The organism is Paenibacillus sp. GSMTC-2017 (assembly GCF_016019935.1).
Classification (GTDB): Bacteria; Bacillota; Bacilli; order Paenibacillales; family Paenibacillaceae; genus Pristimantibacillus.
The window spans coordinates 1,171,087-1,186,192 of record NZ_JAECMT010000001.1 but is presented as its reverse complement, the minus strand read 5'-3'; the positions used below and the strand labels follow the sequence as shown (position 1 = coordinate 1,186,192).

General features: G+C 41.3%; 11 protein-coding genes and 1 pseudogene. 9 read left to right on the top strand and 3 right to left on the bottom strand.

Translation table 11 applies throughout. From position 1 onward, the window contains the following. Window positions 1-104: 104 nt before the first annotated feature. Window positions 105-1,712, bottom strand: coding sequence for a response regulator transcription factor (locus tag I6N90_RS05515; protein WP_197934459.1), 1,608 nt, complete (start codon window positions 1,710-1,712; stop codon window positions 105-107). Next, window positions 1,709-3,427 carry a cache domain-containing sensor histidine kinase gene (locus I6N90_RS05510; RefSeq protein ID WP_332262419.1) on the bottom strand — a complete coding sequence of 573 codons (1,719 nt, stop codon included), beginning with the start codon at window positions 3,425-3,427 and terminating at the stop codon, window positions 1,709-1,711. Before I6N90_RS05510 ends, I6N90_RS05515 begins: the two co-directional genes overlap by 4 nt. Before the next feature lie 215 nt (window positions 3,428-3,642). Here I6N90_RS05510 and I6N90_RS05505 point away from each other — a divergent pair, with 215 nt between their 5' ends. The 7 genes from I6N90_RS05505 (at window position 3,643) to I6N90_RS05475 (ending at window position 12,049) form a co-directional block, all read left to right on the top strand. Continuing rightward, window positions 3,643-4,524 carry a carbohydrate ABC transporter permease gene (locus tag I6N90_RS05505; protein ID WP_197934457.1) on the top strand — a complete coding sequence of 294 codons (882 nt, stop codon included), beginning with the start codon at window positions 3,643-3,645 and terminating at the stop codon, window positions 4,522-4,524. Then, on the top strand, window positions 4,524-5,360 hold the full coding sequence (locus I6N90_RS05500; protein WP_197934456.1) for a carbohydrate ABC transporter permease: 837 nt from the start codon (window positions 4,524-4,526) through the stop codon (window positions 5,358-5,360). Before I6N90_RS05505 ends, I6N90_RS05500 begins: the two co-directional genes overlap by 1 nt. Window positions 5,361-5,485: 125 nt before the next feature. Next, the gene (locus I6N90_RS05495; RefSeq protein ID WP_197934455.1) at window positions 5,486-6,772 is read left to right on the top strand and encodes an ABC transporter substrate-binding protein; all 1,287 of its coding nucleotides are present in this window, start codon (window positions 5,486-5,488) and stop codon (window positions 6,770-6,772) included. Window positions 6,773-6,871: 99 nt separating this feature from the next. Continuing rightward, entirely contained in the window at window positions 6,872-9,310 is a 2,439-nt protein-coding gene (locus tag I6N90_RS05490; protein WP_197934454.1) for a glycoside hydrolase family 31 protein, read from the top strand. A gap of 161 nt (window positions 9,311-9,471) precedes the next feature. Further along, on the top strand, window positions 9,472-10,221 hold the full coding sequence (locus I6N90_RS05485; protein ID WP_197934453.1) for an ABC transporter ATP-binding protein: 750 nt from the start codon (window positions 9,472-9,474) through the stop codon (window positions 10,219-10,221). Further along, window positions 10,221-11,468, top strand: a complete 1,248-nt coding sequence (locus I6N90_RS05480; RefSeq protein ID WP_197934452.1) for an ABC transporter permease — start codon at window positions 10,221-10,223, stop codon at window positions 11,466-11,468. The genes I6N90_RS05485 and I6N90_RS05480 overlap by 1 nt, the downstream gene beginning before the upstream one ends. A 35-nt stretch (window positions 11,469-11,503) precedes the next feature. Beyond that, window positions 11,504-12,049 (top strand): GNAT family N-acetyltransferase, encoded by a 546-nt coding sequence (locus I6N90_RS05475; RefSeq protein ID WP_197934451.1) that lies wholly within the window; start codon window positions 11,504-11,506, stop codon window positions 12,047-12,049. Between the two features lie 81 nt (window positions 12,050-12,130). On the opposite strand, the gene I6N90_RS05470 is transcribed toward I6N90_RS05475, so the two are convergent. Then, a complete protein-coding gene (locus tag I6N90_RS05470; protein ID WP_197934825.1) occupies window positions 12,131-13,429 on the bottom strand; it encodes an aminotransferase class I/II-fold pyridoxal phosphate-dependent enzyme in 1,299 nt (432 codons plus the stop codon). Window positions 13,430-13,671: 242 nt separating this feature from the next. Here I6N90_RS05470 and I6N90_RS05465 point away from each other — a divergent pair, with 242 nt between their 5' ends. After that, the gene (locus I6N90_RS05465; RefSeq protein ID WP_197934450.1) at window positions 13,672-14,457 is read left to right on the top strand and encodes a helix-turn-helix domain-containing protein; all 786 of its coding nucleotides are present in this window, start codon (window positions 13,672-13,674) and stop codon (window positions 14,455-14,457) included. A gap of 127 nt (window positions 14,458-14,584) precedes the next feature. Beyond that, window positions 14,585-15,076: pseudogene (locus tag I6N90_RS05460) on the top strand (TatD family hydrolase); the annotation flags it as partial. Between the last annotated feature and the right edge of the window lie 30 nt (window positions 15,077-15,106).

Below are 15,106 nucleotides of genomic sequence, written 5' to 3'. Positions count from 1 at the left end.
CGCTTCGGTGTGTCTAACCCGATTATTTCGGGTTAACGCATGCATCAAGCGCGCTTCGGTGTATCTAACCCGATTTTTTCGGGTTAGTGCATGGATCAAGTCGACTATGCTTGATCTTTACGATATTCACCGGGATTTATTCCTTCGAGCTTCTTAAAAACTTTGCTAAAATATTTCTCGTCCTGATAACCGACCATCTCTGCAACTTGTGCGATACGGAGATGGGGATTATGTAGCAGTATCTTTGATTTGTCTATTCGGATACGACTCAGATAATCAAGCAGGGTGACCCCGTATTCTTGCTTGAATTTGCGTGCAATATATTCTCGACTTAGGAAGAAGCGACTAGCAACATCTTGAAGCGATATATCTTCCTGAAAATGATTTTCCACATATTTAGCGATATCATGAATAAATAAATGGTCCTTCTTATGGAGCTGAGTTAATATCTTTGAAGCAGCTCCTAATCGATTTTTCATTTGATCGCTCAATTGCTCAAATTGCAGCAATCCATCCTCATTCAAATGCAAGGGGTGGGAAAAATCATTTCTTGATGTTTCGCGTTCGATGGTATGGGTTTCCTTACTTTCGCTCTCAAACCATTTAATCTGCATCCAATCCCATTCATTATCCCATTCAATAAGCTGCTCAGGAGTAACGATTCCTAGCTTTCTGATGTGATCTAACCATTTCTCTGTGATCAGCTCGAATTGTTCCTGCTTGCCGCTTAGTGCAGTAAGCCTGAGCTGTTCTTCAAAGGTAGTTAATCGAAGTGGTCGAGTCAATTGAATACTAGTATCTCCGAGCACATGCACCCGAGAAGAATAATCAAGTAAATTTCTACTCCATAAAGCTTTGGAAGCCTCTATATATGCTTGTGACAATTGTTCAGCAAGTATCCGCTTGGTTGCAACTCCGAAATGAACACGACAGTTTAATGTAGCATAAATCCCATCATCTATCCCTTTTAATAGGTTTGTAAAAGAACCTCGATCATCCCAATAGAAAATGACAATTTCGCTGGAACTATTCAAGTGGCGGAAAGCGATGCCCTTAGACTTTAATAACTCATTGCAAATATTGCTAATAATGAAGAAGAGCAACATGGTTTGTCCTTGGAATTTCTCAAGCAGTTTCTGATCCAACTGTGAAATAGATAAAACAGCAACTGAGCAGGATGATAATGGCATCGGCATATGAATATCTTCATGAAGCTGATTTAGAAGGTCTCTACGCGTTTGACCAGTAACGAGATCTGTTAACAATTTATCAACGTAATGAGGTTTCATCTCATTTACTTCAATACTTTGCTGTGTTAAGCGTTGTCTAGCCTCCTCTTCCTTTAGCCAGCAATTCGTCGCATTGTTTAACGCTTCATTGAGAATATCTGCTTTGACTGGTTTAAGAAGATAATCCATTCCACCCGTACGAATTGTATGACGCACATACTCAAATTCATCGTGACCGCTAATGACAATTACTTTAATATGCGGTCTATTTGTATGCAGCCAAGTTAATAGCTCTGCCCCATCTTTACGAGGCATTTTCATATCCGTCAATACGATTTGCGGGCTGAGCGTCTCAATTAAGGATACGGCTTGCTCACCGTCTGATGCCTCGGCGACCTCCGTAATCCCGTATGTCTTCCAATCTGCTAGTAAATTGATCGCATTCCGTACATGCTTTTCATCGTCTACAATTAGTACTTTCATGAAATTACACTCTCCCACACATACTCTAAGGTGATCTTAACGCCATGAGGCTCAATATTCTCAATACGGAGGGCAGCTGTGTCAGCATAATATAGTTGCAAGCGCATAAGCACATTGTACAAGCCGATGGACGTATATTCAGTCTCATCATGATCGTCGTTTACAAGGTTTATTAGTAAGTTCTCTTGAAGCTGTTTTAGCTCAAGTTCTGGGATAGAAACGCCATTATTTTCAATTTCAATGACAAGTCGTTTTCCAGATGATATACTGCTGCGCACAACTAGCTGTCCGTTTCCTAGATGTGGGTCCATTCCATGCTTGAAATAGTTCTCAACTAATGGCTGAAGTGTCATCTTAGGGATAGGTGCGGTTAAGCTGTCAGCATCTAAATCAAACCTATAATCAAACTGTTCATCGAATCGTTCTTTTTGCAGGCCCAAATAAAGCTTCAAATGGTCGACTTCCTCTAGTAAAGCTACAAGTACCTCTCCGCTTCGCATTTTGTAACGCATGATATCTGCTAAGGAAGAAAGATGATTATACACACGAGGCACGTTGTGTTCAAGCGCTACTGTACCGATCGATTGCAGACTGTTGTACAAGAAGTGAGGATCAATCTGTGATTGCAACGCTTTGAGCTGATTCGTTTTGTTGGCTAGTTCAAGCTTGTATTTCCGTAAAATAAGGTTGTTAATGGTATCCATCATTTGTCTGAATTGTCTAGATAAATAACCGATTTCATCACGGCTGTTCAGCTCAATCTCAACGTTTAAGCGGCCTGTCTGAATCTGATTCATATAACTTGCAAGCTGTTTGATAGGTTTTGTAATACGGAAAGAAATAAACAGTGTGCCAACAATAACGGCAAGCAAGGCGATTATGGCAACTATAACGTTAATGGTCGTCAATTGTGTTGACTTATGGTAAAGACCAGCATGAGGAATCTGCTTCACTAACGTCCACTTCGCAAAAGGAAGCTCCAGATTCTCATAAACTTGGATGGAGTCGTCCCCATCAATAACGCCGGACTCATTATTTTTTACTTGTGTTGCCAAATCAACGTTAGCAAGCGGTTTACCGATGTCCTCAGAATTACCGCTGTAAATAACGACATTGTTTTCATCAAGCAGGTAAAGATGTTCATCCTCCGCATTATATAGCTGGTTGCAGATTGCAGCAATACTATCTAGCTTCACATCAATAGCCAAAATGGCTAACTGCTCGGTAGATGGAATCCGAGTGATCGGACGATGGAAGGTGAGCACCGGGGTGCTAGAATTTCCACCAAGCGAAGAGAGAAAGCCATAGCTATGAAGAGGATGAGGCGGTTCTATATTCGTTTTGTTCGTATCATATTTCTCAATACTTATGTATGGCGAGTCACGGTGCTCTCGACTTGGGACACTATTGGTTATGAGCGTAGATTGACTGGTTAGATGGCTGTGCATGTATACCTGTTGAATGTCTGGTAATGAGCCTTGCAAATTTTGAAGCGTGCTGTATATTTCTGCAATCGCTTTATAGTCATTAATGTCTTTAGATAAATTATTTAAGAAATGCGGATCTGAGTATACGACGATAGAAGCACGATTAATGCTGGTCAAATAATTACTCAGATTTGTTTTCCCTTGAAATATTAACTTCGTATTTTCACTTATTGACTGCTCCTTAATAGATTCACGCGTGTGAATGAGTGTAATGACCAAAKAAAGCACCAATGGAACGATGGTAACCAGTAACATAAACTTTATTAGTTTTGTCCGTATACTATGTGAGTTCATCTGCGATCAGCTCGTTTCCGTAATGGATATAAGAGTAATGAGATCAATATTGTACTCCAAATGGTTCACGATCGTCAGTTTTTTTTGCTTCCTTATTCTCGCATACTAAATTATAAGCCATAAATGAAATGTGCAAAGGGGAGAATGGGATGAATCGCAAAAAAACTTCTCAGCTGACGCAGCAGGTTGTATTCACCGGTCCTGCTATTCTATTTTTCAGCGTTATTATTGTTATTCCTTTCTTACTTGGGTTGTATTATTCTTTCACGGATTGGAACGGTGTATCGGGAGAAGTTACATGGGTTGGTTTAGAAAATTACAAACAAATTTTTATGCATGACAGTAGTTTCCGCGATTCTTTCTGGTTTACGACTAAATTTACAATCCTTGGTGTCGTGCTTACGAATGTATTAGGTTTTTTCCTAGCCTATTTCCTAATAAAACCGCTTAAATCCCGTAATTTTCTTCGGACAGTTTTCTTTATGCCGAATGTTATTGGCGGACTTTTATTAGGTTTTATATGGCAGTTTATTTTTGTAAAAGGGTTTTCAGCTATCGGCACCGCTACAGGTCTTTCATTCTTTAACTTACCTTGGCTAGGTACAGAAAGTACAGCTTTCTGGGCAATTGTTATCGTGTTCGTCTGGCAAACGGCCGGATATTTGATGGTTATCTACATTTCATCACTTAACAATGTACCTAAAGATATTTTGGAAGCGGCTGAAATCGATGGTGCAAATCGTTTTCAAGTGCTACGCTCCATTATTGTCCCACTTATTATGCCAGCAGCGACCGTTTGTTTATTTCTAGCTATTTCTTGGTCGTTCAAAATGTTTGATCTTAACTTATCACTAACAAAAGGTGGCCCATTCGGCTCAACCGAATCGGTAGCCATGAATATTTACAATGAAGCTTTCGCACGTAATAGATATGGTCTTGGTACAGCAAAAGCAATTATATTCTTCGTTATTGTAGCTGTTATTACAAGCCTTCAAGTGAAGCTAACAAAAAGCAAGGAGGTTAAAGCGTAATGGACATGACAAAAAACAATCGTACAGCAAAAATTGTGACGGAAGTCATCATGATTTTAATCGCTTTGCTTTTTCTTGTACCGTTTTACTTTTTGTTCGTAAATTCAGTTAAAACAATTAGTGAGTTATATACAAATGCAGCTAGTCTGCCGAAAGTATTAGAGTGGAGCAACTATACACGCGCCTTCGAAATTACAAAGTTTCCAAGTGCATTCGTTAACTCACTTATCATTACTATTGTAAGTAATGTAGTTATCGTTATTTTAAGTTCGATGGCAGCTTATCGGATGGTACGCGCAGATAGCAGGTTTAATCGTGTTCTCTTCCTTTTGTTTGTAGCTGCAATGGTTGTGCCATTCCAATCCATTATGATACCGCTTGTGAAGGTGACAAGTACGTTAGGTCTCATGAACAGCATTCCAGGATTAATCATTTGTTATCTTGGCTTCGGCGTTCCGATATCGGTATTTTTGTTCCATGGCTTTGTGAAGTCCATCCCTCTAGAAATTGAAGAGGCTGCGACTGTAGACGGATCGAATGCATATGGCGTCTTTTACCGGGTCGTATTGCCACTTCTTAAACCGATGCTTGTAACTGTATTTATTTTGAACACGCTTTGGATCTGGAATGATTACTTGCTTCCGTCGCTTATTTTACAATCACCGGAGCTTCGGACGATTCCAATTGCGACATTTAATTTTTTTGGACAGTATACGAAGCAATGGGATTTGGCATTGCCTGCTCTAGTTATGGGTATTCTCCCTGTTATCATCTTTTTCTTGTCGATGCAGAAGTACATTATTGAAGGTATTACGCAAGGTGCTGTTAAAGGATAAGGGGATGTCACAGATGTCTACCTCTTTGGTCAATATCCTCCCTACAACATAAGCATGCAACACTCTACAATGAAGAAGTAAACGTTTTCAAACATACCAGTTAAAACCTACAAGGAGGCTTTATTATGAAAAAGTATACAAAGTTCACACTCGTTATGCTTCTTGCTTTCTCCATGGTATTATCCGCTTGCGGCTCAAAGGCAAACGAAAACAAAGGTGAAACAGGGGAAGTAAAAGAAACAAAAACAATTAAAATCTTTCAATTTAAAGTTGAGATTGCTGAAGCTCTGAATAAGCTAAAAGCAGAATATGAAAGCGCACATCCAGGTGTTAAGCTGGACATTCAAACGGTTGGCGGTGGCTCCGATTATGGTGCTGCGCTAAAAGCGAAGTTCGCATCAGGCGATGAGCCGGATATTTTCAACAACGGTGGATACAGTGAAATGGAAACATGGATAGGCAGCTTGGAAGATTTGTCCGATCAGCCTTGGGTTGCTGATACAATCGATGTTGCGAAAGAGCCAATGACGAAGGACGGTAAAATTTATGGTCAGCCGATGAACTTGGAAGGCTATGGATTTGTATATAACAAAGATTTGTTCGCAAAAGCAGGCATTACAGAATTGCCAAAAACGATTACACAGCTCGAAGAAGTTGCGAAGAAACTACAAGCAAGTGGAATTACACCATTCGCTAACGGCTATCAAGAGCTTTGGATTCTAGGTGATCACTCTTTGAACCTAGCGTTTGCTAATCAGAAGGACCCGGATGCATTCATTAAAAGTCTAAATGATGGAACAGCAAAAATTCCTGGCAACCCAGTATTCCAAGAGTGGACTAATCTTCTTGACCTAACGATGAAATACGGCAACAAAAACCCACTAACAACGGACTACAACACAGAAATGACGATGTTTGCGAGTGGCGAAGCGGCAATGACACAACAAGGCAACTGGACTCAAGTACAAATTGACAGCATTAACCCGAACTTAAACGCTGGTATTTTGCCAATGCCAATAAACGATAATGCGGCTGAAAATGATAAATTGCTAGTTGGCGTACCTAACAACTGGGTTGTTAACAAAAATTCGCCTGTAAAAGAAGAAGCAAAACAATTTTTGAACTGGTTGGTAACAACGGATGCCGGTAAAAAATATATCACGAAAGAATTTAAGTTTATTCCTGCTTTCAAGAGCATCAAAGCAATGAATGAAGATCTAGGACAATTGGGAACGGAAGTTATGACTTATAGCCAAGCTGATAAAGTATTAAGCTGGAACTTCAAAAAATTCCCAGATGGCAGCGCAAATGAATTCGGTAATAACATTCAATCGTACATTGCAGGTAAATCGGATAAAGAGGGTTTATACGAAGACTTGCAAAAAACTTGGGATAATCTAAAAGCGAAATAAGAACAGAAATTAAAGGAACAACAACTATAAGAGGAAAAAGAAGCGATCTCCGGTTAACGGCGGACGCTTCTTTTCATAACAGCATGGGAGGTAACAGATATGGAAGGAAGCGCAGCGATACATCCAGATAAGGTTGCTCTGTTAGAGGGACAAGCAACGAGGAAGCAATTGGGGGCTGTAAAGTCGTTAGAACACCAGGATGGCGTACACATTTGTCGTGGGGAGAAGGGTAATGCGGCGGTTTTATTTCTTTCAGATAACATCTGCCGAATTAAGATTTTCCATGAAGAAAATGTAGATTTGTCGACCACACCAGGCGTACTGCCTCAAGAGCAATTAGTAGATGTAGAGATAGAAGAGAACGACGAACATATTATTTTCAAAACGTTTTCTATGCAACTAGTTGTTAACAAAGCTGATTTCAGTTTTTCTTATGAGGATCTTGCGGGAAATAAAATGGCTTACCAGCAACCGATCAGCTGGAATGCACGAGGTGAGATGAAAGCAACTTACGATAGTACACTAGAATCTCATTTCTACGGATTAGGTGAGAAGACTGGTTTCCTCGACAAGCGCGGTGAACGCTATACGAACTGGAATACCGATGTTTATGCACCGCATGTGCCAGAGATCGAGGCGCTGTACGAGTCCATTCCATTACTCATTCATATGAATGGTGAACGCAGTTATGGACTCTTTTTAGATAATGCTGGTCGGACCGATTTCGATATGCGTTCAGAACAAACTGCATTTACAATTAGTTGTACTACAGGTGCTTATGATATTTATTTCATTAATGGACCTCAGCTGAAGGACGTAGTCTCACGTTACACGACGCTGACCGGACGGATGGATCTTCCTCCTAAATGGGCAATCGGATATCATCAATCTCGCTATAGCTATATGAATCAGCAGGAAGTGCTGGAGCTGGCTAGAACGTTCCGTGCGAAACAAATTCCATGTGATGTTATTTATTTGGATATTCATTATATGGACGAGTATCGTGTGTTCACCTTTGATAAAGATCGTTTCCCAGATCCGGAAGGAATGATGGCAGAACTTAAGTCGCTTGGTATTCGAATTGTTCCTATTGTAGATCCAGGCGTGAAGAAGGATGCAAAATATAAGATTTATCAAGAAGGCGTACGTCAGAACCATTTTGTCAAAAAGCTTGAAGGGGATATTTTCTTCGGTGAAGTATGGCCTGGCATTAGCGCTTTCCCTGATTTCACAGAGGACCGTACTTCAAAATGGTGGGGAGAGCAACATAAGTTCTATACAGATCTTGGCATTCAAGGCATTTGGAACGATATGAATGAGCCAGCCTTGTTTAATGAGAGCAAGACGATGGACCTTGACGCCATGCATGGCAACAATGGGAATCCGCTAACGCATGAAGAACTTCATAATCTATACGGCATGTTGATGTCGAAAGCAACGTATGAAGGCTTGTGTGGTTTGCTTGAAGGACAACGTCCGTTCATTCTTACACGTGCTGGTTATGCGGGTATTCAGCGTTATGCTGCTGTATGGACTGGCGACAATCGCAGCTTCTGGGAGCATATGGCGATGGCAATGCCGATGGTTATGAATATGGGATTATCTGGCATACCGTTTGCTGGTCCCGACATTGGTGGCTTCGCGCATCATACATCGGATGAACTGCTTATTCGTTGGACACAGATGGGAGCATTTTTCCCGTATTGTCGGAATCACTCCGCTATTGGTACGGTGCGTCAAGAGCCGTGGTCATTTGGAACGAAGTCGGAAGAGATTGTACGGACTTATATTGGTCTCCGCTATCGTCTCATGCCGCATCTCTATAATTTATTCCAAGAGTCAGCAACGAGCGGTTTGCCGATTCTTCGCCCGCTTCTGCTTGAATATCCGTCTGATCCGAATGTAACGAACCTTTGTGATCAGTTCCTTATCGGGGAAAATCTATTGATTGCACCAGTTTATCGTCCAGATACTGCACACCGCTCTGTTTATTTGCCAGCTGGAGACTGGATCGATTATTGGACGGGAGAGCGTTTGGCTGGAGGTCGTCACATTCTCGCACATGCGCCAATTGAGATCATGCCAATCTACGTGAAGGCAAGTTCAATCATTGCAGAAGGACCATTAAAGCAAAGTGCAGATGATATTGTCGATGAGTTCGTTACTTTCAATATTTATAGTGCAGGAGCAGATTCTACAGCTTCGTATACGTTGTATGAAGATGATGGGGTGAGCTTCGACTATCGTAATGGCGCTTATTCCCAGTTATCTGTAAACGTAGCCGGACAAGGGAATATGGTAGAGCTCAACTGGGCATATAACGCTTTGAAAGGATTTAAGCCTGAGCGTAAGTTCATTCGGTTCTCGTTCCGTAATGCGAACTTCATGACAAAGGATGTTGATGGGCTACAAAACATAACGCATGAGCAGCTCGCTGCGGGAGCCGTAGGCTGGGTGTTGGATGCATCTACGGGAGAGTTTCTGATTCAGGTTGCAGATGATGCTAACGGTGGTAAGCTTATTATTTCTATTGCGTAAAAATAAAAGATATTAGATCAGAGAAGGTGAGTGGCGAAAGCTGCTCCCCTTTTTTAGTTCTAGTTATTTTATAATGCAGATACCGTTTCTTTGATATTATTGAGTAAATTCGTTATGCTTGTAGTTGGAAGTATACTACTTGCAGGTTGAAGGTGAATTCATTGGAAACGATATTGAGTGTTAATCAATTAACGGGAGGATACAGTGCCCGTAGACCTGTATTGCATGATTTAAATTTCCAGCTTAAGGCTGGAGAGATGGTCGGTTTGATCGGTCTTAATGGTGCAGGTAAAAGTACGACGATTAAACATATTCTTGGATTAATGTCACCACATCAAGGTGAAGTGAAGGTGGCTGGCGTAACGCTTAATGAAGCTCCTGAACGTTATCGAGAAGCATTTGCTTATGTGCCAGAAACGCCTGTTTTATTCGATGAACTTACCGTTGAAGAACATCTTCGTTTAAGTGGGATGGCTTATAATGTTAACGAAGCCGATTATGATCGTAGAGTGAATGAACTTCTTGCGCAATATCAAATGATTCCGAAACGAAAAGCGTTTGCCTCTCATCTATCAAAGGGGATGCGACAGAAAGTAATGATTATGAGTGCATTGCTCGCATCTCCACCACTATTCGTAATAGATGAGCCGTTTCTGGGGCTTGACCCGCTCGGTATTCGTTCATTGTTAAATCAGCTCGTAGAGGTTAAAGAGCAAGGCGCAGCGATACTAATGAGCTCTCATATTTTATCGACGGTTGAAGCCTATTGCGATCGATTTATTGTCATGCATCAGGGACGAATTGTTGCGCAAGGAAATTTAGATGCAATACGTGAGTCAGCAGGGCAAGGTATAGGGAACGGTTCACTCGAGGATGCTTTTTATTCTCTTGTTGCTGGGGGAGAGGTCTAATGAATGCGAAGATTAGGCCTGAGCAAATTTGGCAGGAGCGAGCACGAGCGTTTCGAGTAGAAACGATGCCTTATTTTCGCTACATGGCGCAAAGTGGATTTCCGTCCTTTTTGTCGTTAATTTTAATTGCGTCAACGATAAGCTATATTACACTTATTAAAAATTTTCCTTCAGACTTCCCAGTTACATGGGTAGGTATTATCGCGTTAACACCCGTTATTTGTTGGAGTCCTCTCCGAACATTTTTTGCACATGCTGATATTGTGTATTTGATGCCAAGAGAACATGAGATTGGCTCTTATATTGGGAAGTCTTATCGTCACTCTATTCGAATAAGCGTACTAATCGCAACTGCGGTATTTCTGCTCTATTTGCCAATCTATCTAAACGGTGAGGCCACTAGCGGTCCATGGATATTAGCGTTAGCCCTTGTTTTATTAAAAGCTGCTAATGCTGTTGGGGGTTGGCAAGAACGCAAAATGTCGTGGACAAGCATTAGAAATGGGTTCCGTTTGTTACGTTGGATATTAACAGCGCTTACGATAGCGGTTTGGCTAATTGCTGATCCTTGGAAATCGGCTGGGTTTACGATTCTATGTATCCTATTAGTAGGATTAAGCTATCGCATTCCTCTTTCGCAACGTATTCCTTGGGAGCGATTGATCGCAGAGGAAATAACGACGCACAGACGATTTTACGTATTTTTCGGTATGTTTATTGATGTACCGACGATGTCGTCAACCATTTCGAGAAGACCATATTTGGCGTGGATGCTTCCGAGAATCTCTTTTTCGCAAAAAAATACGTTTGTATATTTATATGGTGCATCACTGTTTCGAACTGAAATAGGAGGTATATTGACCCGTATTCTTCTGCTCGGATTACTTGTCATTTATTGGAGTGCTGATGCAGCGAGCTTGGAAGGATGGGGAGCAGTTTTTGTTTATGCGATATTCGCAGTGGTGTTTTGTTTGCAAGCAGGAGGATTAAGAGTCGTTCATCAATATTCCGTTTGGAAAAATATTTACCCACTGCCAACTAGTCAACGTGTCGAGCAATTACTTCGAATTGACCGTGCAACGCTAATTACAGGGCTGTTACTATTGTGGATTCCAATGGCGATTCCATTGTTATGGAAAGGTATTGTTGTGCCACCAATTACTGCTCTTGTAGTTATGATGATCTATATTGGCATAAGACCGACCAGGTATCGCAAGAAATTGCAAACCGAGGCTGAGGAAGAATAAAATATGTCGAATGTATTTCATATTGGGGGAGAGTAATGTTTATACATAAAATTGATGAGGATTTATCTTTAAAACTCATAGGTTTAAGGGATGGAGAAAAAGTTTTTGAATTAATAAATAAGTCAAGAAACTATCTAAGAGAATGGCTATCTTGGCTAGATACTACAACAAAACTAGAAGATACAGCAGCGTATATCAAACTATGTTTAAAAGGTTTCGCTGAAAATAATAGCCTGCATACAGTTATATTATTTAGAGGCGAAATAGTTGGAGTTGCAGGATTTAATAGTATAAATTGGTCAAACAAAACAGCATATATAGGTTACTGGCTTGGAGAAGAATTTCAAGGAAATGGAATTATGACCAAGGTGGCTAAGGCGCTGAGCGAATATGCTTTTAGTGAGTTAAACTTAAATAAAGTTGAAATTAGGGTTGCGGTAGGGAATAAAAAAAGCAGTAGTATTCCCGAAAGATTGAACTTTGTTAATGAAGGACGTATTAGACAAGCAGAATGGTTGTATGACCATTATGTTGACCACATTGTATATGGAATTCTGGTAGAAGAATGGAATGGAAAATAGCCAAACATCGAATTAATCAGAAAAGCCGCCTACCCCAACAATCTAGTTGAAGTAGGCGGCTTTTGATTGATTAATGGCTAATTAGGCTTTAATAAGATCCGTTACTGCTTTATAAATCGTGTCGTATAACTCCTCTAGATCTTCTTCTTCGATACAAGAGAAAGCAACGCGAAGATCAGTTTCTCCAAGGGCAATCGTTCCAATACCATATTCATTTAGCAGATGAGTACGAACTTCCTCGGCCGTTACTTTATTCAACTTAAGACACATGAAGTAACCGGAATTGAATGGGTAGTAACCCCACACATCGCCATATCGTCCACTGTCTAGCAGTGATTTAACACGATTGGCACGACCTTTCATAATCTCGAATTTCTCAGCTTTCTGTCCTTCAAATTCCGGAGATTGCAACGCATGCAATACGAAAGTTTGAGAAGGGTGAGGACCGCTGGAAATCGTTGAACGGATAATACCAAGTGTTTTTTGTTCCAACGCTGCTAATGTCGATGCAGATTGGGAGGCATACGTAATGAAGCCGACACGGAATCCCCATACATATTCTTCTTTTGTTGCGCCATCTACTTTGACAGCAAGTACACGTGGGTGAAGTTCAGCTAATCTAGAGAACAACGATTCTTGAAGTGAGTTTTCAAAGAACAAACCGAAGTATGCATCGTCAGTCACCGCTACAACGTTAACGCCAGCTTCAGCAGCATCACGGATAGCGGCAATAATTTCGTCGCCTTCTTGCTGATCAGGTGTATAACCAGTTGGATTGTTCGGGAAATTGAGGATAACAATCGCTTTACCTTTATCCTTCTGGGCAAGAAGTGCTTCACGCAAACCTTCACTATTGAATCGTACATCTTCATTATAGAGCGGGTATTCAACAATGTTAGCTCCGCGGCGAACGCCGAAAGTTAGCTCGTAGTTTTCCCAGTTTTTGTTTGGAATGACAACAGCGTCACCTTGATCTGCGAACAAGTCAGCAACGATGCTTAAGCCGTGGGTCAGAGCATTCGTCACGATCGGATTTCCGAATCCGCCAGATTCTAACGACGGGTTGTCCTTAATCATCTTGGAACGCCATGCGCTCCGAAGCTCCGGCTTGCCGCCTGGTGGTGCATATTCATATAAATCTTTAGGATTATAAGCGCTAAGTGTATCTTGAATGAGCTTAAGATGCATTGGCTGTCCGCCTTCGGTAGCGATTCCGATTGTTGCGTTAAACTTGGTTGCTTTCGATTTCGCCTCAGCGGACTGACTAAGAATGCCCTCCTTCGGGAAATAGATTGCTTTGCCTAAGTTTGACAACATGGCAAAGATGTTGGGACTATCCTTCTGCAACGTCTCATTTAATTGCTGAGCAAGTAGGGTCATGGACTTCATTCCATCCTTCCGAAATCATTCATTATAGTATCATTAAGGTTCGTGATATTATACCATTTTTGCAGGAAGCAAGCCATTCTCAATTGCATATTTTTTCTGAATATTGCTACTCTTCATATCTTACGATTTCTGTTGAATGATTGTGATGATGTTTTATAATAGGAGGACAAGAGTTTCGAGAGGCCTGTTTAGAACAGGGCTCAGTCGTATTTGTTATGGAGGGAGATTTAACAATGCTCGAGCTATCACCAGAAAGATTGGGACTGTTGCCCGCATTCGCCAAAATTGTATGTGAGCCAAGCTGGAGATGGGCAAGACGAGAAAAACCGATGGCAAACTTCGATCTATTTTACGTGTGGAGTGGTGAAGGGGAAGTCGAGGTTAATGGGGTTCACTATAAGGTTAGTGCAGGAAGTTGCTTTTTATTTCGGCCAGGCGACTACACGAGTGCGACACATCATCCTCAGAGGCCATTCGTTTTAACTTATATCCACTTTGCAGTCAATGAGCCTGTAGAGCTTATACCAGAGCGATATCGCATGTTAACTGACACGGTAGATTTTGAATATATGCTTTCGAGATATGTAAGACTGTTTCTTGTCCAAACCTATGCAGCCGAGGAAGAGGCAAAGCTTGTATTGAAAGCGCTGCTCATCCAGCTTCTGCGTGCTGACAACGCAGCACCAATAGAGAAAAAGGGGAGCAACCAGCTAACGGAAGCTATCCATGAGATAGCGAATTACATAAGGCAGAACCCAAGTATTGCTCATCGCGTGGAAGATCTGTCTACAAGAGCACAATTGTCGCCGAGATATTTCTCAATGAAGTTTAAGGAAATGATCGGTATGTCTGTGCAGACGTATATGATTCGCACTCGAATTGAGCGAGCACAACATTTGCTTATGCATGCAGGAATGAACGTAACGGAAGTCGCAGATGCACTCGGATATCGTGATATCTTCTTCTTCAGTCGTCAGTTTAAACAATATACTGGGCGAAGTCCATCGGAAATAAGGTAATGTTTTGAATTAACTCCCTATGTACAGGAAAGACTGTTGCATCATTTCAAACATGTGGAGTGTTGTGTACTATTGGTCAGTAGAGAGAAATAGTTGAGGCATACAAAGATAAAGAGGGGCTATTTGTGATTTCTCACCGCGGGACGTACAGAGAAAATGGTTTACCGAGCAGATTCGTTTGGCTATTGAACTAAATATGCCGCTGTTTCTACATGAGCGGGAGGCGTTTTCAGATTTTATAGCGATTGTTAAGAAGTATGAAGTCCCAAAAGCGGTGGTTCATTGCTTCACTGGCACTCCGTCAGAGCTAAAAGCGTATCTTGATATGGGATTCTATATCGGGATCACCGGCTGGATTTGTGATGAGCGGAGAGGCAAACATTTGAGGGATCTTGTTCGAACGATTCCGCTCAATCGACTTATGATTGAGACGGATGCACCGTTTTTGACTCCACGAGACTTAAAGGAAAAGCCAGTGGATGGAAGGAACGAACCTGCATTCCTACCGCATATTCTGCAAACCGTAGCACGATGTATCGGTAGACCAGCAGAAGAGGTTGCTAAGGCAACAGCGGATACAGCGGCGGAGTTTTTCGGAATTCGATTCGAAGAGTTATAGTTCGGTTAACTGCAATAATTACTTATAACA

Bases quoted from the DNA above. Each gene is read 5' to 3' on its own strand.
- I6N90_RS05470 (WP_197934825.1), bottom strand. From the start codon at position 13,429: ATGACCCTACTTGCTCAGCAATTAAATGAGACGTTGCAGAAGGATAGT.
- I6N90_RS05500 (WP_197934456.1), top strand. From the start codon at position 4,524: ATGGACATGACAAAAAACAATCGTACAGCAAAAATTGTGACGGAAGTC.
- I6N90_RS05515 (WP_197934459.1), bottom strand. From the start codon at position 1,712: ATGAAAGTACTAATTGTAGACGATGAAAAGCATGTACGGAATGCGATC.
- I6N90_RS05465 (WP_197934450.1), top strand. From the start codon at position 13,672: ATGCTCGAGCTATCACCAGAAAGATTGGGACTGTTGCCCGCATTCGCC.
- I6N90_RS05505 (WP_197934457.1), top strand. From the start codon at position 3,643: ATGAATCGCAAAAAAACTTCTCAGCTGACGCAGCAGGTTGTATTCACC.
- I6N90_RS05475 (WP_197934451.1), top strand. From the start codon at position 11,504: ATGTTTATACATAAAATTGATGAGGATTTATCTTTAAAACTCATAGGT.
- I6N90_RS05480 (WP_197934452.1), top strand. From the start codon at position 10,221: ATGAATGCGAAGATTAGGCCTGAGCAAATTTGGCAGGAGCGAGCACGA.
- I6N90_RS05495 (WP_197934455.1), top strand. From the start codon at position 5,486: ATGAAAAAGTATACAAAGTTCACACTCGTTATGCTTCTTGCTTTCTCC.
- I6N90_RS05490 (WP_197934454.1), top strand. From the start codon at position 6,872: ATGGAAGGAAGCGCAGCGATACATCCAGATAAGGTTGCTCTGTTAGAG.